Consider the following 23,633-nt stretch of genomic DNA (forward strand, 5'->3'; position numbering starts at 1 on the left):
ACCAATTTATAGAGGGGGAGCAGGCCATGCGTATTTTGCATACGGGAGACTGGCATTTAGGGAGGACACTGGAAGGGCGCAGCCGTTTTAGGGAACAGGAGATGTTCATGGATGAGCTGGTACAGCTTTCAAGTGATCAGCAAGTCGACATGATTTTGATGGCTGGCGATGTGTATGATAGCGTAAACCCGCCGGCCGCTGCTGAGGCATTGTTCTACGATACGGTGGCCCGGCTAAATGATCAGGGCTGCCAACTTGTTGTCATTGCTGGAAATCATGACCAGCCCGAACGGATTTCCGCTGTTTCTCCGCTTGTTTCGCAGCGTGGGATTACGCTTGTCGGCCTTCCCTCCTCCCGAAGCGTGACTGTAGATATAGCGCGAAGCGGGGAGCGAGCCGTCATTGCCGCCCTGCCATATCCTTCGGAATCGAGATTATCCGAGCTGCTGGCCGAAGATGGAGATGAGCGAGAGCTTCGCTTGGCATACAGCGCCAAGGTCGGCAAACTTATGCGGCAATTGGCTGGGGAGTTCCGGGCGGATACAGTAAACCTTGCGATGAGCCACATTTATGTGCTTGGCGGCGTGGAATCGGACTCCGAGCGTCCAATTCAAGTCGGCGGCGCTTACACGGTAGATCCTTCAGCTCTGGATGTTGGCGCGCAATATACGGCATTAGGGCATCTGCATCGCCCACAGCTTGTCAAAGGCAGCGGGTTGATTCGTTATAGCGGTTCTCCGCTTGCCTACAGCTTCTCGGAGGCTGGGCAGGCGAAGTCCGTTATGCTGCTTGATGTAGCGCCAGGAAGTATCCCGGTGACAGAGGAGCTCCATCTGAGCAGCGGCCGTCCCCTGGTGCGATGGTCATGCCGGGGGGGATTGGAGGAAGCGCATCGCTGGCTGGAAGAGGGACGGGATAGCCATGCATTTATTGATTTAGAAATCAGTCTGACCGAAGCGATGTCGATGAGCGAAATTCAGGCACTGCGTAAAGCGCATGAAGGAATTGTGCATATCCGCCCGATTTATCCTGGACGTGATGAGGAACAGGCGGTTGCTGCACGCGCCCAAATGCCGGTGCATGAGTTGTTCCGTAAATTTTATCAGCGGCAAAGCGGGGGAGCGGAGCCAGAGGAAGAATTGGTCGACTTGTTTATGTCGCTTGTAGCGGATGAAGAAGCCGCCGTTCATAAAGAGGAGGAGGAGCTATGAAGCCGATATCGCTAAAGCTATCCGGCCTGCAGAGTTATCGAAGCATGCAGGAGATTGATTTTACAGCTCTGTGCGATACGGGGTTGTTTGGGATATTCGGCCCGACTGGAAGCGGAAAGTCCACGATTCTCGATGCGATTACGCTAGCGATGTATGGTAAAGTAGGCCGTGCCTCGGGAGGAACGCAGGGAATTATGAACCATTCGGAGGATTCGTTGTTCGTGGCTTTTACCTTTGAATTGGCATCGGCGCAGGGCGAGGAGCGTTATCGGGTTGAGCGCCGCTTCAAGCGGCAAAACGATATTTCGGTCAGCAACACGATTAGTCGATTCATCGAAATATCACCTGAAGGCGAAAAGGTTGTGGCTGATAAACTGGCCGATGTGACGCGCTGCGTGGAAGAGAAAATTGGGCTGAAGATGGATGATTTTACGCGGGCAGTCGTCCTTCCCCAGGGTAAATTCGCTGAGTTTCTCTCGCTCAAGGGGGCGGAGCGCAGAGCGATGCTGCAGCGTCTGTTTCACTTGGAAAAATATGGCGATTTACTTGCTCAGAAACTGAGCCGTAAAGTGAAGGAGAACGATCAAGCGCATAAAGAGCTTGCTGCAGAGCAGCAGGGACTGGGCGACGCCTCGGAGACTGCGCTGCGCGAGGCGGAGGCTGCGCTGAAGGCGGCCGCGGCATTGGCCGAGGCGCGTCGGCGCGAGCTTGTCGAGGCGCAGCAGCGCAGCGAGAAGCTCGCCAAGGTGCGCGAGCTTAGCCTCGAGCGCAGCGCGCGTGCCGCGCAGCTCGCCAAGGTGCGCGAGCGCGATGGCGCCGTCGCCGAGCTGGAGGCGCGGCTTGCGGCCGCTGCTGCTGCGGAGCGGATCAGGCCGACGCTGGCGGCCTGGAAGGAAGCGCAGCAGCTTGCCGCTTCGCGAGCGGCGGCCGCAGGACAGGCTCGCGAGGCCGCTGCGGTGGCGGCGGAGAGCGCCCGCGCGGCGACGGAGGCGGCTGAAGCGGCCGCGGCTGAGCTTGGGCGCGAGGAGCCTGTGCTGCTGCTCCGCATGGATCAGCTCGAGCAGGCGAAGGTGCTGCAGGCGGAATGCGATGAACTGCAAGCGGAAGTGAAGCAACTGCAAGCTAAGCGTGAGCAGGGAAGTGAGCAGCACCGTCAGCTCGGCGAAGAGCTGGGCAAGCAGGAGCAGCTGCTAGCCAAGGCGCAGCAGCGCAAGCAGGAGCTGGAGGAGCGGTTGAAGCAGAACGAGGTGAAGGCCTCCGATCGCAGACACATCCAAGATGCGCTTTCCCGGCAGCAAAGAATAAATAATGCTCGTGAGGCTCTGAATAAGGCCGAAACGGATGAGCATAAGCATTTGCAGCAGTCTACAGAGGTTAACACCCGCCTGGAGACGCTGATCAAAGAGGAAGCAAGGAATATAGAAGAGCGTCAAGAGCTAATCGGCAAGGCTTGGCAAGTGAAGGAGAGGTTGGCAGGGCTTAAAGCTGCGACGATTGGACTTGAAGAACGAATAGAGCTCCATGACACAGCGTTGAGGCGCTTCGCTAAAGAACGGGACGAGCATCAGTGGTCCTTGCGATTAGCCGAGGCGCTAAGCAGTGGGCAACCATGCCCGGTATGCGGCTCCACTGAGCACCCGTTACCAGCGGCTCCAAATACAGATACAAGCGGCCTTCAATTAGGTGAGTCAGAACTGGAGAAGGTCAGAGTCCTGTTAGCACAGGCACGCGATCTCCGCTACGAGGTGTCCAGAGATTCGGATGCATACAGCAGTATGTTAAGTACGATAGAGGCTCAGGTTGGGAATCAGGCTCATGCTTCAAACCAGGAGCAAGGTGATTTCGCTCTTTTTGCGGCATATCAGGAAGCTGCAGCATCGCGTTCCCTTGAAATCCCTGCATTGCAGCCCATTACTTCTGCTGATGCAGTAGATACACACCAAGTAGATTTGATTATGGAATCTCCTGAAGCAATAACTGTATTGGTACAGCAATATGAAAGCTTGAAGAACGAGCAGGCTGATTGGCGCGATGAGTTCGATGCTATTGAGAAACAAGCTCAATCATTACATCATAAATTAGCTGAAATACAGAGCAAGCTGGCCACGGCTAGGGCAGAGGCGGCCTCGGCTGCCACGTTGGCCGAACAGTCTCGTCAAACCTGTCTGGCATGCCGGGATGACCTTGCTAAACTAGTTCAGGAATGGGAGGAAGAGCATCCTGGTTTTTCTCCTGAGGAAGCAGTAAGCCGAATGGAACAAATTCACGAACGCGACCAGATCACGGAGGAGATCAAGCAACGTTTGCTTCTTAGCATACCTTTTATCGAGGAGAAGACAGCGAAGATCGTTCAGTTACAGCGTGAAATCACCGAACTCGATAAATTATTGCTGCAATGGGAAGTTCAACTCCAGGGCAAAGAGGATTTGCTCCGTGATAAAAAGGCAAGGCTCACGACGTGGATCGGTGAGGAATCCGTCGAAATTCTACTACAGAAAACTCGACAGCGCATTGAGTTGCTGCGGACAAGGGCCGAAGCAAGCAAGCAGCGTCAATCAGCAGCGGAGATAGAACGTCAACGGCTGAGTCAGGAAGATGTGCTGGCGCAGCAAGCTGCCTTGGCCGCTCAGGAGCAGGAAGCGAAGCAGCTGGAGCAGTGGCAGGCAGAATTGGCAGCTTCTCCATTCGATCATGAACAGCAAGTCTCGGAGGCGCTCATGGACGGGGAGCAGATGAAGTCCCTGGAGCAGCAAATTCAATCGCATCGGGATGCCGAGCGAGAGCTGGTGATTAATCTCAAGGAGCTAGAGGCTAAGCTGGAAGGCCGTAATGTAACGGAAGAGGAGTGGCAGGAGTGCAGCGAAGCCTTACGATTGGCCAAAGAGCAGGACGAGGCTGCATTGCAACTGAAGGCAAGGACACAGCGAGATTTAGAGGATCTTGAAAAGAGGCATATCCGCTGGCAGGAGCTCGAGGGAGCTCGATTGAAGCGAGTGCATGAGGCTGAATTGCTTGCAAAGCTTCAATCTTCTCTCCGGGGGAATGCATTCGTGGAGTATGTAGCGGAAGAGCAGTTGATGAATGTCAGCCAGGCCGCCTCACAGCGGCTGCGATTTCTGACGAACCAGAGGTATGCGCTGGAGTGCGATTCCGGTGGCGGATTCGTGATTCGCGACGATGCTAATGGCGGAGTAAAGCGGCCCGTAGCTACTCTGTCAGGCGGAGAGACATTCCTTACTTCCCTGGCCCTAGCATTGGCTCTATCCGCGCAAATACAGCTTCGCGGCCAGTATCCGCTACAGTTTTTCTTCTTGGATGAAGGCTTTGGAACACTGGATCCAGAGCTGCTGGATACGGTTATAACTTCTTTAGAACACCTTCATCACGACCATCTGTCCGTCGGAATTATTAGTCACGTGGCTGAGCTTCGCGCTAGATTGGCCCGTAAGCTGATCGTCATCCCTGCAGAAAGCGGTGGCGAGGGCTCGCGGGTTATGCTGGAGAGCTTGTAGCAGAAGGCCAGCAGATGGAAAGTTTTTATTAAGAAGAGACAACTATTTAACTCGAATTATTATGATTAAAAAAAGGCGTAAAACAATTTCGTGAAAGCGTGATGTACATCACAGATACAGTTTCATCCGGCTGTTATACTACAGTTAGCCGACATCATTTTGCAAGCACCCCGTCGGACGTATTGGTGACAGAGACTCTTTTGGGTCCAATACGTCCGTACGATCAGCGAACTCGTTCTCGAGGGAGCTGGGTGCTTCTTTTTTTTGCTAATTTTAGGTATGATGGTACATATATATTCGTAGGAGGCATTGAAATGGAAAATTGTTTGTTTTGCAAAATTGCGAATGGATCCGTCCCATCAAACAAAGTGTACGAAGATGATACTTTTCTCGTGTTCCATGATATTCAGCCGGCAGCGCCCACACATGTGCTAATTATTCCCAAAAAACATATTGCAACGATGAATGATGTGGGGCCTGAGGATTATGCAATGATCGGAGAATTACATCGTGTAGCCCAGGAGGCGGCGAAAAAGCTGGGGGTTGCCGAGACGGGCTATCGCCTCATCAATAACTGCGGCCCTGACAGTGGACAAGCAGTCTATCATATTCACTACCATTTGATAGGCGGAGCGAAACTTGGTGCGCTTGTTCAAAGTTCCGATTCACACGCCATCTAAAAATTTCAAGTTGAAAATGAATGATAAAAACTAGGTGTTTGGTTGACACCCTATTTATTTTTCCCCTATAATGAAGTGTGATGAACCGTGTTATGCTCTTGGACGGTCTGGTCGGAGGGAGGGAAAACTGGTGTCTGAAACTAAAGTTCGCAAAAACGAGACGATTGATGCTGCACTTCGTCGCTTTAAGCGTTCCATCGCAAAGGATGGCGTATTGGCTGAGGTGAAGAAACGCAAGCATTATGAAAAGCCAAGCGTAAAGCGCAAGAAAAAGTCCGAGGCTGCTCGTAAGAGAAAGTTTTAGGAGGAATTAGCTACCAATGAATCTTAGCGAGCGATTGAACGAAGATATGAAGCAAGCGATGAAGAGTCAAGACAAGTTCAAACTCTCCACCATTCGAATGGTTCGTGCTACGATCAAGAATCTTGAAATAGATTTGAAAAGACCTTTGAACGATAATGAAGTGCTTGATATCCTAAGTCGTGAAATCAAACAGCGCAAAGATGCCCTCCAAGAATTTGAAAATGCAGGACGCGATGATCTTGCTGCAAAGGTCAAAGCTGAAGCTGAGATTATTGCCGTGTACCTTCCTGAACAGCTTACAGAAGAAGAAATTAAAGTCATTGTACAGCAGACCATCCAGGAAACCGGTGCTTCTTCGAAGGCGGATATCGGGAAAGTCATGAGCGCCCTAATGCCCAAGGTCAAAGGCCGGGCAGACGGTAAGCTTGTGAATCAAGCGGTTCAGCAGCTTTTGCAATAGCATACGCAAATGAACACCTTCTACATTCTGTAGAAGGTGTTTTTTGTGTGTAATTAAAGTTAGTGATGTAGACACATGAAATACTGTTGCTCTACGAAACAGCAGCATATGAATTCAAATATAAGCATAATCCAGTTAAACTCCAAGCTGAATTTTATAAAAAGGGTACCTGTTAAACAGTTTATCTCCCCTGCCTCCTTTTTATCCGGCTCTCATAAATTCATTCTCTCTCATAAATTCATTCTTGGGCGCATATTTTGTAGGGTAGAGGAAGGAGGGTTGCCTCAAATGAGCCAGCTATCACGGAGAATTCGCAAATGGGCGGTCGAAGCGCTCGACTTGCCGGGGGATCTTGTATTCGATTTACCGAGGCTCACCATGATCGGCAACAAGCAACTGCTGATTGAGAATCATCATGGCCTAGTTCACTTCTCTCCAGAGGAAATGCATCTTGAGTTAAAGCAGGGGATGCTGAAGGTGGAGGGAGCAGAGCTTGTGATCAAGGCAATCATGCCCGAGGAAATCATGATTGAAGGCCGGATTTTCGGCATTAAATATCAGGGAGTGGAGGAGTGAATCGCGTGAAATCATCGGTGTTATCCCGTTTGCGCGGCAGCGTGACGATTGTCGTCCGTGGTCAGCATCTCGAGAAGCTGATTAATGAGCTGGCCAAGGAAGGCATAGAGATATGGAATGTGCGTTCCCTACCGGAGCGAAAGATGGAGATGGACGTTCATTTGGACGATTATTTCTCCCTTCGTCCATTATTAAAGCGGACAGGCTGCAGGATGTCCGTAAAACACCGCATCGGTATGCCCTTTTTACTGAGCAGGTTGTGGCGCCGCAAGATTTTCATCGGCGGGTTTGCTATGTTTATCGCAACAGTATTTGCTCTCTCCTCGCTTGTGTGGGATATTGAGGTACAAGGAAATGATAAAATATCTACGGAAGATGTACTGCTTGCTGCTCGCGAAGAAGGAATTTATCCTTTTCAATGGATATTCCGCATGCCTAAGCAGGACAAGTTATCGGCTGAATTAACGCGCAAGCTGGCGGGGACATCCTGGGTTGGCGTATCTCGAAGCGGAACGCGAATTACCATCCAGGTCGTGGAAGCAACGCGTCCGAAGGAAGAGGAACTGTACAGCCCAAGCCATCTTATAAGCAATTCTGATGCCATTATTACGCACATTTATGCCGAGCGAGGTCAGCTTGAAGCGAAGAAGCATGATCGGGTAAGGAAAGGCCAGGTACTTATTGCTGGGGTTCAAGGGGATAGCTATGTCGTGGCTAAAGGGGAAATCAGGGGAATTGTTTGGCACGAGTACAACATTGAGGTACCGTTGGTGCGGAAACAGAATGTATATACCGGCGACAAAAAGGTGAAGGGTTATTTGTTTTTTGGCCAAACGGCTTTTCAAATTACCGGCTATGGAAGCAACGGGTTCGCCCATTTCCAAACCCTGACCGAGCTAGACCCGCTAACTTGGAGAAGTCTGAAGCTCCCAATCGGCTGGATGAGCGAGAAGCAGCTGGAGACGACGGAAATTCAATTGAAGATTTCGGAAAAACAAGCAAAAGAAGACGGAATCCAAAGAGCTTTGAGGGACGTTTACGCGAAACATGGTGTCGAATCGAAAATAATAAGTCAAAAAATTTTGCATGAGAAGTCAGACAATGGTAAAGTTTATATGAAAGTGCTTTTTGAAGTAGAGCAGAATATAGCGGAAGAACTTCCGATAGTACATGAGCAAGGAGAATGAGTCTATTTGTCAGAACAAATTTTGCATACAAAAATCACATTACAAAATGCATCTGAAGGGTTATCGTTATTCGGACCACAGGATACCTTTTTGAAGCTGATCGAGCACAACGTAAGTGCTGGAATCGTTTTGCGGGAGTCGGAGATTTCAATCCGTGGCGAGTCCCGTCAGGTGGGAATTGCTAAGCAGTTGTTTGAAGTTCTGCTGGAGCTGATCCGTAACGGCTACATATTGACAGAGAGGGATGTACTCTACGCCATCGATTTGGCGAAGGATCTCCGTGCGGATCAATTGCTTGATTTATTCAAGGGTGAGATTGCTATAACCTATCGTGGAAAGCCGATTCGGGTCAAAACGATTGGTCAGAAGCATTACGTGACGACGATTAAGAAGCGTGACATTGTATTTGGCGTTGGCCCGGCAGGCACGGGAAAAACCTATTTAGCGGTTGTCCTTGCAATTGCTGCTCTTAAGGAAGGCACGGTTAAACGGATTATTCTTACCCGGCCTGCGGTAGAGGCGGGAGAGAATCTCGGATTTCTACCAGGTGATTTGCAGGAAAAGGTAGATCCTTATTTGCGTCCTTTGTACGATGCTTTATATGATGTGATGGGCCCTGAGCAAACAGCTAAAGCTTTGGAGCGGGGCCTAATTGAGATTGCACCGCTCGCCTATATGCGCGGCCGGACGCTTGACGATTCTTTTATTATTTTGGACGAGGCCCAGAACACGACACCGGAGCAAATGAAGATGTTCCTAACGCGACTTGGCTTTGGTTCCAAAATGGTCATTACGGGTGATGTAACACAGATTGATTTGCCCAAAGGAAAGAAGTCGGGGCTGATCGAAGCGAAGAATATTTTGCAGGAAATTGAAGAAATCGGGTTCGTTTATTTTACGGAATCAGACGTTGTACGTCATTCGCTTGTACAGAAAATTATCGTTGCTTATGACCGTGCTGCTGAAAATCAGAGTTAGCCGGATTAGCTTGGAGCAACAGTTAAACTGATCATAGTCTCGTATCTGCTTTAAATGTTTAAATTATTTATATAAGGTTGCCGGGCTTTAAATTTTTCAGGAGGGCTGTCACTATGACCTCAAACGAAACGCAAACGCAAAAAGGTAAAATGCTGCAATCCCGAACAGCCGGATGGAAACATAGCGTATCTGTACGCTATGTTCTGTTTGCGCTGCTTATTATTATGTTCTATGCTAGTTTGGCGCCAAAGCTGTTGCCAGAAACTTATGATATTGCGGTCGGTTTGCCGAGCGACAAAGAAATCCTGGCTCCTATGGAGATTCCGGATACTAAGGCGACATTGAAGGCGCAGGAAGAGGCAGCTGAAAAAGTAGGACAAGTCTATACGATTCTGCCGCTGCGAAATGAGGTTCTCATTGGGCAAATGCTCGATCGGATCTTCCGCCTTAACCAGGATGATCAGGTGTCGACTGAAGATAAGATTAAAATTTATCGTGAAGAACTGCCGCAGCGGGCTGAAGATCATATTCAGAATTTTATTCGAAACAACCGGAATTCGCCCAGTTATTCCGATAAGCTGTTCGAGGAAGTGAACGAGCGGATTAGTGAGCAGGCTTATCAGATTTCTGAGGAGACGTTTATTAAAATCCCTCGCCTGACACCGGAGGATATTAATGAAATGAAGCCTGTGGCTGCTGATATTGTAGCGAGGCTGACTACTGATCAAATTGTGGATGCTCAGACAGCACGTGCCAAGGTTGCAGAGCAGGTGAGCACAAGCTCGTTAAGCAAGCGCGTTTCACGTGAAGTCGTTCAGGAGCTGGCCCGTCTCGCGATTACGGCCAACAAATTCTACGACGAGGAAGCGACAAAAGCAGCTAAAGTGGAGGCGCGGGAGAATACGCCGACCGTATTTATCAAACAAGGGGATGTCCTGGTGCAAAAAGGGGAGAAAATTACCCCGGAGATGTACTCCTTACTGGAAAAGAATGGACTACTTAAGGATGAAGTAAACTACTGGCCGCAATTCGGCTTAGCTATTCTGTCCTCGCTGCTGGCGTTGGGTCTTATTATGTATATCCGCCAATCGGAAGGTGTTAGTCGCTTCAAATATAACAACGCGCAGTTCGTCATGCTGCTGCTGATTATTTTAATTACGATTCTGTCGATGCATGTGGTTAATATCGTTCAGAATGAGCAGCGTCCTTATATCGGCTACATTGCGCCGATTGCAGTAGGAGCTATGCTGATAACACTACTGCTTGACATGTCACTGGCTTATATTTGTTCTATATTGTTTAGTATATTGGCTAGTATTATTCTTAATGTGAACAAAGGACAAATATTTGATTTTCAATTCGGATTTTTTGCTGTTGTGATTTCTTTTGCAGCTATATTTGCGATACACCGAGCTAGTCAGCGTTCGACGCTGCTAAAGGCAGGAATTATGATTACGCTGTTCGGCGCTCTCGCGGTATTTACGCTGATTCTGGTCGATAATAATGGCTGGACGGAATCAAGTACGTTGTATGCTATTGGATTTGCCGTGGCGGGCGGGCTGCTGACGACGATCCTTGTGATTGGTCTCATGCCGTTCTTTGAGGTTACCTTCGGTATCCTTTCTGCCTTGAAGCTGGTTGAGCTATCCAATCCAAACCATCCTTTGCTACGCAAGCTGCTTACGGAGACGCCGGGAACGTATCATCATAGCGTTATGGTCGGTAATTTGTCGGAGGCGGCCGCAGAATCGATCGGTGCTAACGGACTATTGTGCCGTGTCGGATCGTATTATCATGATATCGGGAAAACAAAGCGTCCAAGTTATTTCATCGAGAATCAGAATAATATGGAGAATCCGCATGATTTCATCGATCCTAAGCTAAGCAAATCAATCATTATCGCCCACGCCCGTGATGGGGTGGAGATGCAGAAGGATTATAAGCTCCCTAAGCCGATCCGTGATATTGCGGAGCAGCACCATGGAACGACATTTCTTCACTATTTTTATCATAAGGCGCTTAGACAGGCTGAGGAGCAGGGCATTGAACCGGACTTTACAGAGGAGGACTTTCGCTATCCTGGGCCAAAAGCGCAGTCGAAGGAATCAGCCATTGTCGGTATTGCCGACAGCGTAGAGGCAGCGGTTCGTTCTTTGCGTAAGCCAACCGTGGAACAGGTCGAAACGATGATCGAGAAGATCATTAAGAGCCGTCTTGACGACCACCAATTCAATGAATGCGATCTGACGATGCGAGAGCTGGATGTTATCGCTCAGACGCTCAAGGAAACGGTGATGGGCATTTTCCATTCGCGGATTGAGTATCCGGAAGAAATTAAAAAAGTAAGCAATGGAGAGAAAGACGGGGGGCAGGAAGGCGATGGGGCTAAAGCTTGAATGTAATAATGAGCAGGAAATCCTCGAAATCGGGGAAGATTTAATAGAGTTATTGAATACACTACTGCAAAAAGCGGGAGAGGCTGAGGGAGTCGCCGAAGGTGAAGTAGCCCTGACTTTTGTAGATGATGAGGAGATTCATACGCTTAATCGGGAATACCGGGGGGTTGATCGCCCGACGGACGTGCTCTCTTTTGCTATGAATGAGTCGGTGGAAGATGAACAGGAAATTATTTACGAGCTGGAGGAAGGCGAAGAGCTGGACGGTTTTGGTGATATGCTCGGAGATATCATAATTTCGGTGGAGACGGCGAAAGCACAAAGCGAAGAGTATGGCCATTCCTTGACTCGGGAAATTGGATTTTTGTTCGTCCATGGCTTCCTGCATTTGCTTGGCTACGATCATCAGGATGAAGCAAGTGAGGCGGAGATGATGGGGAAGCAGGAAGCTATTCTCGCCCAAGTAGGGCTGACTCGCTAATGAAGCCCGCACCGAAATGGAGCGACACATTCAGATATGCCGCTGAAGGTATTGTGTCGGCGCTGAGGTCGGAGCGGAATATGCGGATACATTTGATTGCCACAGTTATTGTGCTGCTGGCCGCTATGTATTTTAGGCTTTCAGGCCGTGATATTGCGGTGCTTCTTATTGTCATTGGTCTTGTCATTGCGGCAGAGCTGATTAACACAGCGATTGAATCCATTGTGGATCTTGTCTCGCCGGAGTGGCATCCGCTCGCGAAGAAGGCGAAGGATACGGCAGCTGGTGCTGTGCTTGTCATGGCAATGGTTGCGGTATGCGTGGGATGTTTGTTATTTTATGAGCCGATTAAGGGTTATTTTCAGTAGCTTGCTGATGACGAATTGCGAGAGGGAAATTTTTTTATCGCCTGAGGAGATGATGACAATGGAGAACACGAATTTGCTGTTAGAAGCAATTAAGGCGCGGGCTGCTGCTTATACCCCTTATTCGGGTTTTGCAGTTGGTGCCGCGCTGCTTGATGCGGACGGTCATGTTCATCACGGCTGCAACATCGAGAACGCGGCATACGGCCCGACCAATTGTGCAGAGCGCACGGCGTTATTTCGTGCCATAGCAGATGGACTGGCTCCGCGAAGCTTCCAGGCGCTGGCTGTCATTGGCGAGACAGATGAGCCTATCACACCGTGCGGCGTATGCCGACAGGTTATGCTGGAGCTGTGCAGACCGGACATGCCCGTTATTCTTGGCAACATGAAAGGCGATGTTAGGGAAACAACGGTTGCTGAATTGTTGCCCGATGCCTTCGGCCCTTCGGATTTGCAAAAAGCGTAATTTCGCATGAAATGTAGTATTGCACGAAGAAAGGACTTGACAAAATGGCGAAAACAAAATTTAAATCCGGGTTTGTGGCTATTGTCGGCAGGCCGAATGTCGGTAAGTCGACATTGATGAATCATGTCATCGGGCAAAAAATTGCAATCATGTCCGATAAGCCGCAGACGACGCGGAACAAAATCCACGGTGTATATACGACAGATGACATGCAGATCGTGTTCCTGGATACTCCAGGCATCCATAAGCGACAATCGAAGCTTGGGGATTATATGAATACGACTGCTTTGAATACATTAGGCGAAGTCGAAGCTGTATTGTTCCTCGTAGACGCTTCTGAGGGGCTTGGCGGAGGCGACCGATTTATTATCGAGCGATTGAAGGATATCAAGACTCCCGTTATCCTCGTGATGAACAAGATCGACCGGATCGAACCAGAGCAGTTATTGCCGATGATCGAGCAGTATCGGGATCTGTACGACTTTGCAGAAATTGTGCCGATATCCGCGATGCTTGGCAATAACGTGACCACACTGCTTGAGCAGATCGGTAAATATTTGCCGGAGGGACCGCAATACTACCCCGAGGATCAGATTACAGATCATCCGGAGCAATTTGTCTGCGCTGAATTGATTCGCGAGAAAATTTTGCACTTAACCCGTGAGGAAGTGCCGCACTCCATTGCAGTGACGATCGAGGATATGCGGGTGGAAGACAATGGGATCGTCCATATTTCCGCGGTTATATTTGTAGAACGAGATTCGCAGAAAGGGATCATCATCGGCAAACAGGGTGGGCTGCTGAAGGAAGTTGGAAAGCAAGCCAGACAGGATATTCAAAATCTACTCGGTTCGAAAATTTTTCTTGAGCTGTGGGTCAAAGTAAAGAAGGATTGGCGAAATCAGGAGCGGATATTGAAGGATCTTGGCTTCCACCGAGACGCTTAGCCCATTGATAGATTCGTTTAGGCAAGAATGAGTAGTTAGGGGCTTTGTTTCCCAATTAATTAATATTTGCTAGGAATGGTAGTTATTACATCACATAGTCCAGGCTTGCTGGGTCATCCTATTCTTCATAATGCAGCTTCATTTCCGAAGAAAGGATGAATACGTATGCGAGATTTTTCGTGGAAGTATTTTGCGATGACTGGAGATGTTGATGCTTACATGCTATACAAAGAATCCGTCAGCGATTCCTCAGAGGAAGCTGCGGTAGCGGTGGAGCTAGATACTACGGAGCAGGATGTAGACTCAGCTCTGCTGTAACATCAAGCAGGCTTGGGGGAGGAACATGCTCTACAGGGTGGAAGGAATCGTCATCCGCAGCATGGATTATGGTGAGGGGAACAAGATCATTACGCTGTGTACAGCGACGCATGGCAAGATCGGGGTTCTCGCCCGCGGGGCAAAAAAGGTTAAGAGTCGTCATGCTGCTCTGACCCAGCCGTTTACTTACGGGGAATACACGTTCTATAGACAGAAGGAAGGTCTTGGGACGCTTAATCAAGGTGAGATTATAGAATCTCACTTTTCTTTACGTGAAGATTTATATTCTGCGGCCTATGCGTCCTATGCGTGTGAGCTTCTAGATCGGACACTACAGGATGAAGAAGTTGGCAGCTTCTGGTTCAATCAGCTTAAAGCTTGTCTGGATGGATTATCCGCAGGCAAGGATCCGGAGATCGTCATTCATTTATTTGAAATGAAAATATTGCAGGCGGCTGGTTACGGGCCTGTTATAGAAGAGTGTTTGTCCTGCGGTCGGCAGGACGACACGCATTTCATCAGTCCTCGTCTTGGCGGAAGGCTATGCCGGAGCTGCAGGCACCATGATCCTGCCGCGATGAAGGTTGCTCCGGGAACCTATAAGCTGCTTTCATTGTTTGAACGCATGGATCTTCGCCGCTTGGGCAACGCTGAGGTGAGGGATTCGACGAAAGCAGAGTTAAAAAAGGTCATGCGTGCTTTCATCGATATGCAGCTCGGCCTGCAGTTGAAATCCAGAAATTTCCTTGATCAATTAGACAAATATGAAATTTGACTTTATATTCGTCATTCATGTATTATAGAAAAGATTTCTACTATTATAGACTCGTGCGTTGAATGGGAAAAGTAATGGTTCTTCAACCGGATTAGCGACTTGGGGATAGTGAAAGCCCAAGCCGGAGAGATTCATGAAAGGGCGGCCCAGGAGCACGGTCACGGTCGTGAAAAAGCGGATTTAGCGCAAGCAGTTGCTCATTTGTCAGCCTGCTGTATTGCAAATCAAGTAGGGTGGAACCGCGGGAAGTAACAGCTCTCGTCCCTACGTCTGAACAGCAGGCGTAGGTGACGGGAGCTTTTTGCACGTCATTTACCGTCAGCTGAACACGAACAAGTGTGAAGGAGTTGTGGTTCATGAATTTTCAACAAATGATATTAACGCTGCAGGAGTTCTGGGCAGAGCAGAGTTGCATCGTCGTGCAGCCTTATGATGTGGAGACCGGTGCAGGTACGCTCAATCCGATGACATTTTTGCGTTCAATTGGGCCGGAGCCATGGAATGTCGCTTATGTAGAGCCTTCCCGCAGACCAGCGGATGGCCGGTATGGCGAGAATCCGAATCGGTTGTATCAGCATCACCAATTTCAGGTTATTCTTAAGCCGTCGCCTGACAACATTCAGGAGATATATCTGGAGAGCTTAAAGCGGCTTGGCATTAATCCGCTGGAGCATGACATTCGTTTTGTTGAGGATAACTGGGAGCATCCAGGACTCGGCGCCTGGGGACTCGGCTGGGAAGTATGGCTTGACGGTATGGAGATTACGCAATTTACGTATTTTCAGCAAGTTGGGGGCATCGAGACGAATCCTGTCGCCGTTGAAATTACATACGGAATGGAACGACTCGCTTCATATATCCAGGAGAAGGAGAACGTATTCGATCTGGAATGGGTTAAGGGAACGACCTATGGCGATGTATTCCATCAACCGGAGTTCGAGCATTCTAAATATACGTTCGAAATTTCCGATGTAAAAATGCTGTTTACCTTATTCAACATGTACGAACAAGAGGCGTCCAAGGCCATGGAGCAGCACCTTGTATTTCCGGCTTATGATTACGTCTTGAAATGCTCGCATACGTTCAATCTGCTAGATGCGCGTGGAGCGATTAGTGTAACGGAGCGAACAGGATACATTACGCGCGTTCGAAATTTGGCTCGCCAGGTGGCGGCAACATATCTAGAAGAGCGTGAGAAGCTTGGATTTCCATTGTTGAAGAAAGGGGGCGAAGTCCATGGCTAAAGATTTATTATTTGAAATCGGTCTTGAGGAAATGCCGGCCCGTTTTATTCGTGGTGCTATGGAGCAATTGAGCGATCGGACGGTGAAATGGCTGGACGAGCATCTGATCCAGCATGGAGAAGTTGCTGTATATGCAACCCCTCGTCGCCTGGCCGTACTCGTCAAAGATGTCGCTGAGAAGCAAGAGGACGTTCACGAAGAGGTGAAGGGTCCCTCGCGTAAAATCGCCTTGGACGAAAATGGACAGTGGAGCAAGGCAGCGCTTGGTTTTGCGCGGAGTCAAGGCGCAGATCCGGAGCAATTCACCTTTAAAGAGCTCGGAGGTACCGAGTACGTATATGTCAGCAAGAGCCGAACCGGCGTTGAGACTTCTTCGATCATAGCGGGGGGATTGTCGGAAATTTTGCATGCGATGAATTTCCCTAAAAATATGCGTTGGGGCAGTTATGATTTTAAATTTGTCCGGCCGATCCGCTGGTTGGTAGCTTTGTTTGGAAATCAGGTTGTCGATATCGAAATCGCGGGTGTAAAGTCAGGAAATGTTACGCGCGGACATCGTTTCCTCGGTGGTGAGATCGAGATCGGACAGCCAGCTGATTATGTGGAGGCGCTCCGTAAAGGACACGTGGTCGCCGATGTGGGTGAGCGGCAGGAAATGATACTGCAGCAAATTAATAGCTTGGCAAAAGAGCAAGGCTGGAATATTTCGGTGAAGGAAGATTTGCTGGAAGAGGTACTATTCTTGGTGGAGACGCCGACAGTGTTATATGGCACGTTTGAGGAATCATTCCTTCATATTCCACAGGAGGTACTGATTACTTCAATGCGTGAGCATCAACGTTATTTCCCGGTACTGAATGATGCGGGGGAGCTTCTTCCTTATTTTGTGACCGTGCGGAATGGTAATGCTGATCATATAGAAGTTATTGCCAAGGGCAATGAGAAAGTACTGCGGGCTCGGTTGTCCGATGCTAAATTTTTCTATGAAGAGGATCAGAAGCTGGCAATTAAGGATGCTCTATCGAAGCTGGAAAGCATCGTCTTCCATGAGGAGCTTGGCACAGTTGGCGATAAAGTACGCCGTATCCGGCGTAATGCCGAGAAGCTGGTAATCGAGCTAGGGACCGATACGGGAACCGCTGAAGCGGTTAACCGCACGGCGGAAATTTGCAAATTTGATCTCGTTACCCAAATGGTCTACGAATTCCCTGAGCTGCAGGGCGTGATGGGCGAAGATTATGCTCGCAAGGCCGGAGAATCGGATGCTGTGGCGAAAGCGATCTTCGAGCATTATCAGCCTAGATTTGCTGGCGATGCGGTTCCGGCCTCGGAAGTAGGTTCGATAGTCAGTATTGCTGATAAGATCGATACCATCGTAGGCTGCTTCTCCATCGGCATTGTTCCGACGGGGTCGCAAGATCCTTACGGTCTTCGCCGCCAGGCTGCGGGAATCGTGCAGATCATTCTAGAGCACAAACTATCGTTAACGCTTCCTGCGCTATTCGGAATCGCCTTGGAAACACACCAGCATTTCCATGATTTGAAACGCTCTAAGGAAGAGATATTAAAAGATTTGACGGACTTCTTCGGACTTCGTATTAAGAAGACGCTGTCCGATCATGTCCGTTATGATGTCGTAGATGCGGTTATCTCGGCGGGCTATGATGATGTTGTTTCCGTGATGGCCAGAGGTGAAACGCTGATGGCCGCGGTGAACAATCAAGATGATTTCAAAACGACGGTTGAATCGTTTGGCCGAGTCAGCAACTTGGCCATGAAGGCATCTTCTGAGAAAGTGCGCTCGGATTTATTGAATGAGCCGGCAGAAACACAGCTGTATGAAGCCTGGAAGTCGTTGACGAATGAATATAACGAGGCGTTGGGACAACGGGATGCCGTCAAGGCTCTGCAGTTGATTTCTAGCCTGAAAGGCGATATTACTTTGTTCTTCGACAATGTCATGGTTATGGCTGAGGATGAAACGATTCGGGCCAATCGTTTGGCCTTGCTTAAAGCCATCGATGAAGATTTGAGCATATTTGCTGACTTTAGCAAGCTTGTTTGGGCATAATATCAGATTAAAGGTTGGGAGTCTAATGAATACACGAATTGTTGTTGACGGGGACTCCTGTCCTGTTAAAACTGAAATTGTTGATACAGCTGCAAAGTTTGGTGTCGGTGTACTGATGGTATCCTCCTATGACCATGTGATTAAGCAGGCCAGGGGGGTTACCGTTGTTCAGGTTGACCGCAGCCAGCAAAGCGCAGATCTATACATTGCCAATCATATTGCCAGAAATGATGTGGTGGTTACTCAGGATTATGGACTGGCCGCGATAGCTTTAGCCAAATCTTGCCGGATCTTGTCGCCGAGGGGCGACGAGTATCACTCCGGTAACATTGATTATTTGCTGGAGCGTCGTCATCATCACGCAAAAGCAAGGCGTGGTGGGCGTTATTTCAAAGGTCCGAAGCCATTTACGGATGAAGACCGAAAAAAGTTTATTCAAGTGCTGTCAAAAGTTTTGCGAGATATGCAGGAGAATGTACAATTTTAGCGAATTACTATTTACGTGTTATATAGAGATGAAGGTGATTTGGATGAGTGTCGGACGAATTCCAGAGGAGATCATCGAGGCAGTGCTGCAGCAGCATGATATCGTCGATACGGTAGGCAAGCACGTTCATCTAACTAAACAGGGCAAGTATATGAAAGGTCTTTGCCCTTTTCATTCGGAGAAGACGCCGTCCTTTACGGTTACGCCCGAACGACAAATGTTCCATTGCTATGGTTGTGGCAAAGGTGGAAATGCCATCAGATTCAGGATGGAAATCGAAGGACTATCCTTCCCCGAAGCAGTCAGAGCCATGGCGGAAGAGGCCCATATTCCATTTGAGGATAGAGCCTTTCGGCCAGGGGGTTCCCCTGTAAGCCGGGAAATGGAACAATTACTGCAGGCCCACGAATGGTCTTCCAAGCTGTATCATTTTCTGCTGAAAAATACAGAGCATGGCAAACCAGCCATGGACTATTTGAAGTCAAGGGGGGTTAGCGATAAGGCTATCGATACTTTCCAAATCGGTTATGCTCCGGCACGCTGGGATACGCTTGTACAGTTTTTGGACAAACGCTCGTTTGATCTCAGTGCGATGGAAAAAGGCGGTTTACTGTCGTCTAAACAAGACGGAACAGGATTTGTTGACCGCTTTCGCGACCGGATCATCTTTCCGCTGCATAACCGAAGCGGTAAAGTGATCGCTTTTGCAGGCCGAATACTCGGGGAAGGCCATCCCAAATATTTAAACTCCCCTGAGAGCAGGTTATTCACTAAGAGCCGGACGCTCTACAATCTTCACCAGGCTAAGACGGAAATCCGCAAGTCACGTCAAATCGTATTATTTGAAGGATATGGCGATGTGATCAGTGCATGGGAAGCTGGAGTTCATAACGGGGTGGCTACGATGGGCACGGCGCTGACTGAAGGCCATGCCAGTATGATGAGGACTCTCGCTGACGAAATTATCGTGTGCTATGACGGTGACAATGCTGGACAAGCAGCCGCCTTGAAGAGTATTCCTATATTGGAGGCCGCAGGTTTCCAAATTAAAATTTCACTGATTAGTGAAGGACTTGACCCGGATGAATTTATTCAAAAGTACGGGGCCGAGCGTTTCAGAATACAAGTCTTAGATGGAGCTGTTTCAGCAGTTAAATTTAAGCTTATATATCTGAAAAAAAACCATATACTGCTAGAAGAAGATGGAAAGGTCGCATATATCAAGGATGCTCTGGAAGTTATTGCGCCTCTGCCGTCGCCGACAGAACGGGAGATTTATTTAAAGGAATTGTCTGCCGAGCTGCAGGTTTCATTCGATAGCTTAAAACAGGAATGCAACCAATTCCGCCAAGCCATGCAAAAAAGGTCATCCTATGGGGATAATAACGCCAAAAGGTGGAATAATGTTAGGCATAAAAAAGGCAAGGCTTCCATGCCGACATTACTGCCTGCTTATCATGTCGCGGAAAGGAGATTGTTATCCTTTATGCTCCAGGATTCAGAAGTTGCCCGCTATGTGGGCGATCGCCTTGGAGATAGTTTTAACATCAATGATCATGCGGCGGTTGCTGCTTATCTATACGCCTATTACGCAGGAGGGAAAGAGCCTGACGTCAGCCGCTTTATATCATCCTTGCAGGATGATCGGCTGGAGCAAGTAGTCACTTCCATCGCAATGATGGATACTCCCGAGGAGTGGACGACTCAGGAGTTGGACGATTGTATCCGGGAAATTAAGCGGGTTCCGCTGCAGGCCCAGATTCAGCGTAAGAAGGAAGAAATGGTTTCGGCAGAGCGTGCCGGGGATTTTCTGCGAGCGGCACAAATTGCAAGTGAGATTATAGCCCTAGAGAGACAATAGCTGGATGAATTTTCGCGGATGTTTCTAGGGAGGAGGGAGTCAAGTATGGCGAACGATCAGCATACGGAATCTGAAACAGAACTGACTTTGGATCAGGTTAAAGATCAGCTGATTGAATTAGGTAAGAAAAGGTCTTCGTTGACGTACAAAGAGATTATGGAGAAGCTTTCGCCTTTCGATCAGGATCCGGAGCAAATGGACGAGTTTTTTGAGCATTTGGGGGATTTGGGGATAGATGTTGCCAATGATAGCGACGAGGAGCTCACTCATCGCGGCAGTGATGATGAGGGTCGTGGAGAAGGCGATGAATTTAGCTTTGATGACGATTTGACATTACCTCCCGGAATCAAAATAAACGATCCGGTGCGTATGTATTTGAAGGAAATCGGCAGAGTACCTCTACTATCTGCTGACGATGAAGTTGAACTGGCCAAACGCATTGAGAATGGCGATGAGGAAGCAAAACGGCGTCTGGCAGAAGCTAACCTTAGACTCGTGGTCAGTATCGCCAAGCGTTATGTAGGCCGCGGAATGCTCTTTCTCGATTTAATTCAAGAAGGAAATATGGGTCTGATTAAAGCGGTGGAGAAGTTTGACTTTAAGAAGGGCTTTAAGTTTAGTACCTATGCAACATGGTGGATTCGCCAGGCCATTACACGGGCGATTGCCGACCAAGCTAGAACGATCCGTATACCTGTTCACATGGTAGAAACGATCAATAAATTGATTCGAGTATCCAGGCAATTGCTGCAGGAACTTGGGCGTGAACCGACGCCGGAAGAGATTGCTGCTGAAATGGAGCTAAGTGTTGAGAAGGTTCGTGAAATTATGAAGATTGCTCAGGAGCCTGTTTCGTTAGAGACGCCAATTGGTGAAGAAGACGACTCCCATCTGGGTGACTTTATCGAAGATCAGGAGGCGCTGGCTCCAGCCGATGCCGCCGCATATGAATTGTTGAAGGAACAATTGGAGGACGTGCTCGATACGCTAACCGAGCGTGAAGAGAACGTTCTACGCCTGCGCTTTGGACTTGATGACGGACGGACGAGAACACTGGAGGAAGTCGGCAAAGTGTTTGGAGTAACGCGGGAGAGAATCCGCCAAATTGAAGCGAAGGCACTGCGCAAGCTTCGCCATCCGAGCCGCAGTAAACGGTTGAAGGATTTCCTGGAATAGTTGCGCAACCTTGACCCTTCTGCAGCAGCAGAAAGGTCTTTTTTTTAAAAAGTTGCACAAGTTACCATTACATTTACTTTTTGCCTATTTTTTCTTGCTGATTTTATTTTAGCTTTTTTTCTGGCCTATTGCAAATGAAAATGGTGTGGAGATTTGTTGGATGGAGGGAGTAGTTACTCGGATGAAATTGTCATCAAGATTGCAGCATATCGCAGATCGGCTGCCGCCAGGCTGTCGTTTTGCGGATATCGGTTCGGATCATGCGCTGTTGCCGGTATGGGCGGTAAAGCACGAAGCGGCGTTATCCGCGGTGGCCGGAGAGGTGAATGACGGGCCATTGAAAGCCGCGAAGAGACAAGTGGCCGAAGCCGGGTTAGGTCAGAGGATCGCTGTTCGTAGGGGAGACGGGCTTCAAGTTATTGATTCTGGTGAAGTAGATACGATTACGATTGCTGGAATGGGCGGAGCTTTGATAGCTTCCATTCTGGAGGCGGGACAGGATAAGCTTGCAGGCGTGAAGCGTCTCATTCTACAACCTAATGTGGGAGAGGAATTGGTTCGGCGCTGGCTATTGGATCATGATTGGTATGTAACGGACGAGACGATTCTGGAGGAAGACGGGAAAATTTACGAGATTATTACAGCCGATGCTGTACCTGATGCCAGTAAGCTGAATGAGGAGCTGTATAAGGAGAGGCCATTGCAGCAGGGGAAGGACGATGCAGCGAGCAAGCTGTCGTTGACGAAGGAATTGTTATTGCTGTTGGGGCCCAGGTTAGCGGCAGAAGCAAGTGATGTCTTCTTGGAGAAATGGAATTCTGAAATTGTTAAGCTGGAAAGAATACATCATTCCGTTGCAGCTTCTCAGCTTTCGGCCTCCCAGGATAAGGCGCAGGAATTAAGCTTGATGATTAAGCAACTTAAGGGGGTGCTGGCATGTTTGCCAAAGGTCAGACGGTAATCCAATATATGGAACAATTGGCTCCAAAGCATGTAGCCATGGAAGGCGACAAAATTGGTTTGCAGCTTGGAACGCTGCAGAAAGAAATTCGTAGTGTGCTCATTGCCTTAGATGTAAATGAAGAGGTGGTCGATGAGGCGATTTCATTAGGCGTTGATTTAATCATCGCACACCATGCGATCATATTCAGACCGCTTACGGGACTGCAAACGGACACGCCGATGGGTAAGGTATATGAGAAGCTAATTAAAAACGACATAGCTGTCTATATTAGCCATACAAACCTGGATGTCACCGAAGGCGGGATGAATGATTGGATGGCTGAGGCATTAGGCATTGAGGATGCGACTCCGCTCGAGGATATCCACACAGATAAGTTATATAAGCTCGTTGTTTTTGTCCCGAAGGATCATCATCAGAACGTATTGGATGCTATTCTTAATGCTGGGGCAGGCTGGATTGGAAATTACAGCCACTGTAGCTTTAACCTTGAAGGCTATGGTACATTTATGCCTCGTGAAGGAACCGCCCCTTATTTGGGTCAGCAGGGGAAACTGGAACGCGCGGAGGAAGTTCGCATTGAGACAATTATTACGGACAGCGTACGTACTAAAGTCATTCAGGCCATGCTCAAAAAACATCCTTATGAAGAAGTGGCCTATGATCTTTACCCGATGGATCTCAAGGGTCGCACACTAGGGCTGGGAAGAGTAGGGCGAGTAGCTGAGCCGGTCACGCTGGAACAGTTTGTCGAACGGGTAAAAGAGAAGCTGAATGTTCCGGCGGTACGCGTCACCGGGAATTTGAATCGGCAAATTAAGAAAGCCGCTGTCGTTGGCGGCTCTGGTGGACGCTATTGGAAGCACGCACAATTCCGCGGCGCCGACGTGCTAGTTACCGGAGACATTGATTATCATACGGCGCAAGATGCCTTAATGGCGGGCATTACGCTGATTGACCCTGGGCATAATGCGGAGAAGATTATGAAGCCGAAGGTAGCGGACTGGCTTAAGGACAAACTTGCAGAGCACAAGTATGAAACGAAAGTGCATGCCTCGGCTGTCGATACAGAGCCGTTTATGTTTCGATAACAGCGCATCAGGTAGGTATTGGCGTAAATCGCCAATACTGGCGGTGATTCATACTTGTCATTATGGAGCAATCCTTGTATACT

At 48.8% G+C, this 23,633-nt stretch carries 22 protein-coding genes; all 22 read left to right on the top strand.

Annotated elements, in window-relative coordinates; all coding sequences use genetic code 11:
• Window positions 1-26 precede the first annotated feature (26 nt).
• The 22 genes from EIM92_RS12285 to EIM92_RS12395 all read left to right on the top strand — a co-directional run bounded on the left by EIM92_RS12285 (window position 27) and on the right by EIM92_RS12395 (window position 23,550).
• Complete coding sequence (locus tag EIM92_RS12285; protein ID WP_125082879.1) at window positions 27-1,211, top strand: exonuclease SbcCD subunit D; 1,185 nt, start codon at window positions 27-29, stop codon at window positions 1,209-1,211.
• Window positions 1,208-4,723, top strand: a complete 3,516-nt coding sequence (locus EIM92_RS12290; protein ID WP_125082880.1) for an AAA family ATPase — start codon at window positions 1,208-1,210, stop codon at window positions 4,721-4,723. The genes EIM92_RS12285 and EIM92_RS12290 overlap by 4 nt, the downstream gene beginning before the upstream one ends.
• A 314-nt stretch (window positions 4,724-5,037) precedes the next feature.
• Entirely contained in the window at window positions 5,038-5,403 is a 366-nt protein-coding gene (locus tag EIM92_RS12295; RefSeq protein WP_125082881.1) for a histidine triad nucleotide-binding protein, read from the top strand.
• 130 nt (window positions 5,404-5,533) lie between these two features.
• Entirely contained in the window at window positions 5,534-5,707 is a 174-nt protein-coding gene (gene rpsU / locus EIM92_RS12300) for a 30S ribosomal protein S21 (RefSeq protein WP_005547957.1), read from the top strand.
• A 16-nt stretch (window positions 5,708-5,723) separates the two neighbouring features.
• Window positions 5,724-6,167: a GatB/YqeY domain-containing protein gene (locus EIM92_RS12305; RefSeq protein ID WP_125082882.1), complete on the top strand. Its 444-nt coding sequence runs from the start codon at window positions 5,724-5,726 to the stop codon at window positions 6,165-6,167.
• A gap of 288 nt (window positions 6,168-6,455) precedes the next feature.
• Window positions 6,456-6,743, top strand: coding sequence for a sporulation protein YqfC (yqfC, locus tag EIM92_RS12310; RefSeq protein WP_125082883.1), 288 nt, complete (start codon window positions 6,456-6,458; stop codon window positions 6,741-6,743).
• A gap of 5 nt (window positions 6,744-6,748) precedes the next feature.
• Window positions 6,749-7,930, top strand: coding sequence for a sporulation protein YqfD (gene yqfD / locus EIM92_RS12315; protein ID WP_125082884.1), 1,182 nt, complete (start codon window positions 6,749-6,751; stop codon window positions 7,928-7,930).
• Window positions 7,931-7,936: 6 nt separating this feature from the next.
• Window positions 7,937-8,908 (top strand): PhoH family protein, encoded by a 972-nt coding sequence (locus EIM92_RS12320; protein WP_125082885.1) that lies wholly within the window; start codon window positions 7,937-7,939, stop codon window positions 8,906-8,908.
• A 113-nt stretch (window positions 8,909-9,021) separates the two neighbouring features.
• Window positions 9,022-11,304, top strand: coding sequence for an HD family phosphohydrolase (locus tag EIM92_RS12325; protein ID WP_125082886.1), 2,283 nt, complete (start codon window positions 9,022-9,024; stop codon window positions 11,302-11,304).
• Window positions 11,288-11,785, top strand: coding sequence for an rRNA maturation RNase YbeY (gene ybeY / locus EIM92_RS12330; protein ID WP_125085156.1), 498 nt, complete (start codon window positions 11,288-11,290; stop codon window positions 11,783-11,785). Before EIM92_RS12325 ends, ybeY begins: the two co-directional genes overlap by 17 nt.
• Window positions 11,785-12,153 (top strand): diacylglycerol kinase family protein, encoded by a 369-nt coding sequence (locus tag EIM92_RS12335; protein ID WP_125082887.1) that lies wholly within the window; start codon window positions 11,785-11,787, stop codon window positions 12,151-12,153. The genes ybeY and EIM92_RS12335 overlap by 1 nt, the downstream gene beginning before the upstream one ends.
• A gap of 7 nt (window positions 12,154-12,160) precedes the next feature.
• Complete coding sequence (locus EIM92_RS12340; protein ID WP_125085157.1) at window positions 12,161-12,619, top strand: cytidine deaminase; 459 nt, start codon at window positions 12,161-12,163, stop codon at window positions 12,617-12,619.
• A 44-nt stretch (window positions 12,620-12,663) separates the two neighbouring features.
• Complete coding sequence (gene era / locus EIM92_RS12345; protein WP_125082888.1) at window positions 12,664-13,566, top strand: GTPase Era; 903 nt, start codon at window positions 12,664-12,666, stop codon at window positions 13,564-13,566.
• A gap of 165 nt (window positions 13,567-13,731) precedes the next feature.
• The gene (locus EIM92_RS12350) at window positions 13,732-13,884 is read left to right on the top strand and encodes a YqzL family protein (protein WP_125082889.1); all 153 of its coding nucleotides are present in this window, start codon (window positions 13,732-13,734) and stop codon (window positions 13,882-13,884) included.
• 25 nt (window positions 13,885-13,909) lie between these two features.
• Entirely contained in the window at window positions 13,910-14,659 is a 750-nt protein-coding gene (gene recO / locus EIM92_RS12355; protein WP_125082890.1) for a DNA repair protein RecO, read from the top strand.
• A gap of 356 nt (window positions 14,660-15,015) precedes the next feature.
• The gene (gene glyQ, locus EIM92_RS12365) at window positions 15,016-15,903 is read left to right on the top strand and encodes a glycine--tRNA ligase subunit alpha (protein WP_125082892.1); all 888 of its coding nucleotides are present in this window, start codon (window positions 15,016-15,018) and stop codon (window positions 15,901-15,903) included.
• Window positions 15,896-17,974 carry a glycine--tRNA ligase subunit beta gene (gene glyS / locus EIM92_RS12370; RefSeq protein WP_125082893.1) on the top strand — a complete coding sequence of 693 codons (2,079 nt, stop codon included), beginning with the start codon at window positions 15,896-15,898 and terminating at the stop codon, window positions 17,972-17,974. The genes glyQ and glyS overlap by 8 nt, the downstream gene beginning before the upstream one ends.
• Window positions 17,975-17,999: 25 nt before the next feature.
• Complete coding sequence (locus EIM92_RS12375; RefSeq protein WP_125082894.1) at window positions 18,000-18,461, top strand: YaiI/YqxD family protein; 462 nt, start codon at window positions 18,000-18,002, stop codon at window positions 18,459-18,461.
• Window positions 18,462-18,504: 43 nt separating this feature from the next.
• The gene (gene dnaG / locus EIM92_RS12380; RefSeq protein ID WP_125082895.1) at window positions 18,505-20,322 is read left to right on the top strand and encodes a DNA primase; all 1,818 of its coding nucleotides are present in this window, start codon (window positions 18,505-18,507) and stop codon (window positions 20,320-20,322) included.
• Between the two features lie 45 nt (window positions 20,323-20,367).
• Window positions 20,368-21,498: an RNA polymerase sigma factor RpoD gene (gene rpoD / locus EIM92_RS12385; protein WP_125082896.1), complete on the top strand. Its 1,131-nt coding sequence runs from the start codon at window positions 20,368-20,370 to the stop codon at window positions 21,496-21,498.
• A gap of 181 nt (window positions 21,499-21,679) precedes the next feature.
• Window positions 21,680-22,459 carry a tRNA (adenine(22)-N(1))-methyltransferase gene (locus tag EIM92_RS12390; RefSeq protein ID WP_125082897.1) on the top strand — a complete coding sequence of 260 codons (780 nt, stop codon included), beginning with the start codon at window positions 21,680-21,682 and terminating at the stop codon, window positions 22,457-22,459.
• On the top strand, window positions 22,435-23,550 hold the full coding sequence (locus EIM92_RS12395; protein ID WP_125082898.1) for a Nif3-like dinuclear metal center hexameric protein: 1,116 nt from the start codon (window positions 22,435-22,437) through the stop codon (window positions 23,548-23,550). The genes EIM92_RS12390 and EIM92_RS12395 overlap by 25 nt, the downstream gene beginning before the upstream one ends.
• Window positions 23,551-23,633: the final 83 nt, after the last annotated feature.

Origin of the sequence: Paenibacillus lentus, from assembly GCF_003931855.1 — a bacterium.
In the GTDB taxonomy this organism is placed as follows: domain Bacteria; phylum Bacillota; class Bacilli; order Paenibacillales; family Paenibacillaceae; genus Fontibacillus; species Fontibacillus lentus.

Excerpts from the sequence above, each read along its gene's own strand:
- yqfC (WP_125082883.1), top strand. The coding sequence starts at position 6,456 with ATGAGCCAGCTATCACGGAGAATTCGCAAATGGGCGGTCGAAGCGCTC.
- EIM92_RS12340 (WP_125085157.1), top strand. The coding sequence starts at position 12,161 with ATGACGAATTGCGAGAGGGAAATTTTTTTATCGCCTGAGGAGATGATG.
- rpoD (WP_125082896.1), top strand. The coding sequence starts at position 20,368 with ATGGCGAACGATCAGCATACGGAATCTGAAACAGAACTGACTTTGGAT.
- recO (WP_125082890.1), top strand. The coding sequence starts at position 13,910 with ATGCTCTACAGGGTGGAAGGAATCGTCATCCGCAGCATGGATTATGGT.
- EIM92_RS12335 (WP_125082887.1), top strand. The coding sequence starts at position 11,785 with ATGAAGCCCGCACCGAAATGGAGCGACACATTCAGATATGCCGCTGAA.
- EIM92_RS12325 (WP_125082886.1), top strand. The coding sequence starts at position 9,022 with ATGACCTCAAACGAAACGCAAACGCAAAAAGGTAAAATGCTGCAATCC.
- EIM92_RS12395 (WP_125082898.1), top strand. The coding sequence starts at position 22,435 with ATGTTTGCCAAAGGTCAGACGGTAATCCAATATATGGAACAATTGGCT.
- EIM92_RS12305 (WP_125082882.1), top strand. The coding sequence starts at position 5,724 with ATGAATCTTAGCGAGCGATTGAACGAAGATATGAAGCAAGCGATGAAG.
- EIM92_RS12295 (WP_125082881.1), top strand. The coding sequence starts at position 5,038 with ATGGAAAATTGTTTGTTTTGCAAAATTGCGAATGGATCCGTCCCATCA.
- glyQ (WP_125082892.1), top strand. The coding sequence starts at position 15,016 with ATGAATTTTCAACAAATGATATTAACGCTGCAGGAGTTCTGGGCAGAG.
- era (WP_125082888.1), top strand. The coding sequence starts at position 12,664 with ATGGCGAAAACAAAATTTAAATCCGGGTTTGTGGCTATTGTCGGCAGG.
- EIM92_RS12390 (WP_125082897.1), top strand. The coding sequence starts at position 21,680 with ATGAAATTGTCATCAAGATTGCAGCATATCGCAGATCGGCTGCCGCCA.
- EIM92_RS12350 (WP_125082889.1), top strand. The coding sequence starts at position 13,732 with ATGCGAGATTTTTCGTGGAAGTATTTTGCGATGACTGGAGATGTTGAT.
- EIM92_RS12290 (WP_125082880.1), top strand. The coding sequence starts at position 1,208 with ATGAAGCCGATATCGCTAAAGCTATCCGGCCTGCAGAGTTATCGAAGC.
- glyS (WP_125082893.1), top strand. The coding sequence starts at position 15,896 with ATGGCTAAAGATTTATTATTTGAAATCGGTCTTGAGGAAATGCCGGCC.
- dnaG (WP_125082895.1), top strand. The coding sequence starts at position 18,505 with ATGAGTGTCGGACGAATTCCAGAGGAGATCATCGAGGCAGTGCTGCAG.
- ybeY (WP_125085156.1), top strand. The coding sequence starts at position 11,288 with ATGGGGCTAAAGCTTGAATGTAATAATGAGCAGGAAATCCTCGAAATC.
- EIM92_RS12375 (WP_125082894.1), top strand. The coding sequence starts at position 18,000 with ATGAATACACGAATTGTTGTTGACGGGGACTCCTGTCCTGTTAAAACT.
- EIM92_RS12285 (WP_125082879.1), top strand. The coding sequence starts at position 27 with ATGCGTATTTTGCATACGGGAGACTGGCATTTAGGGAGGACACTGGAA.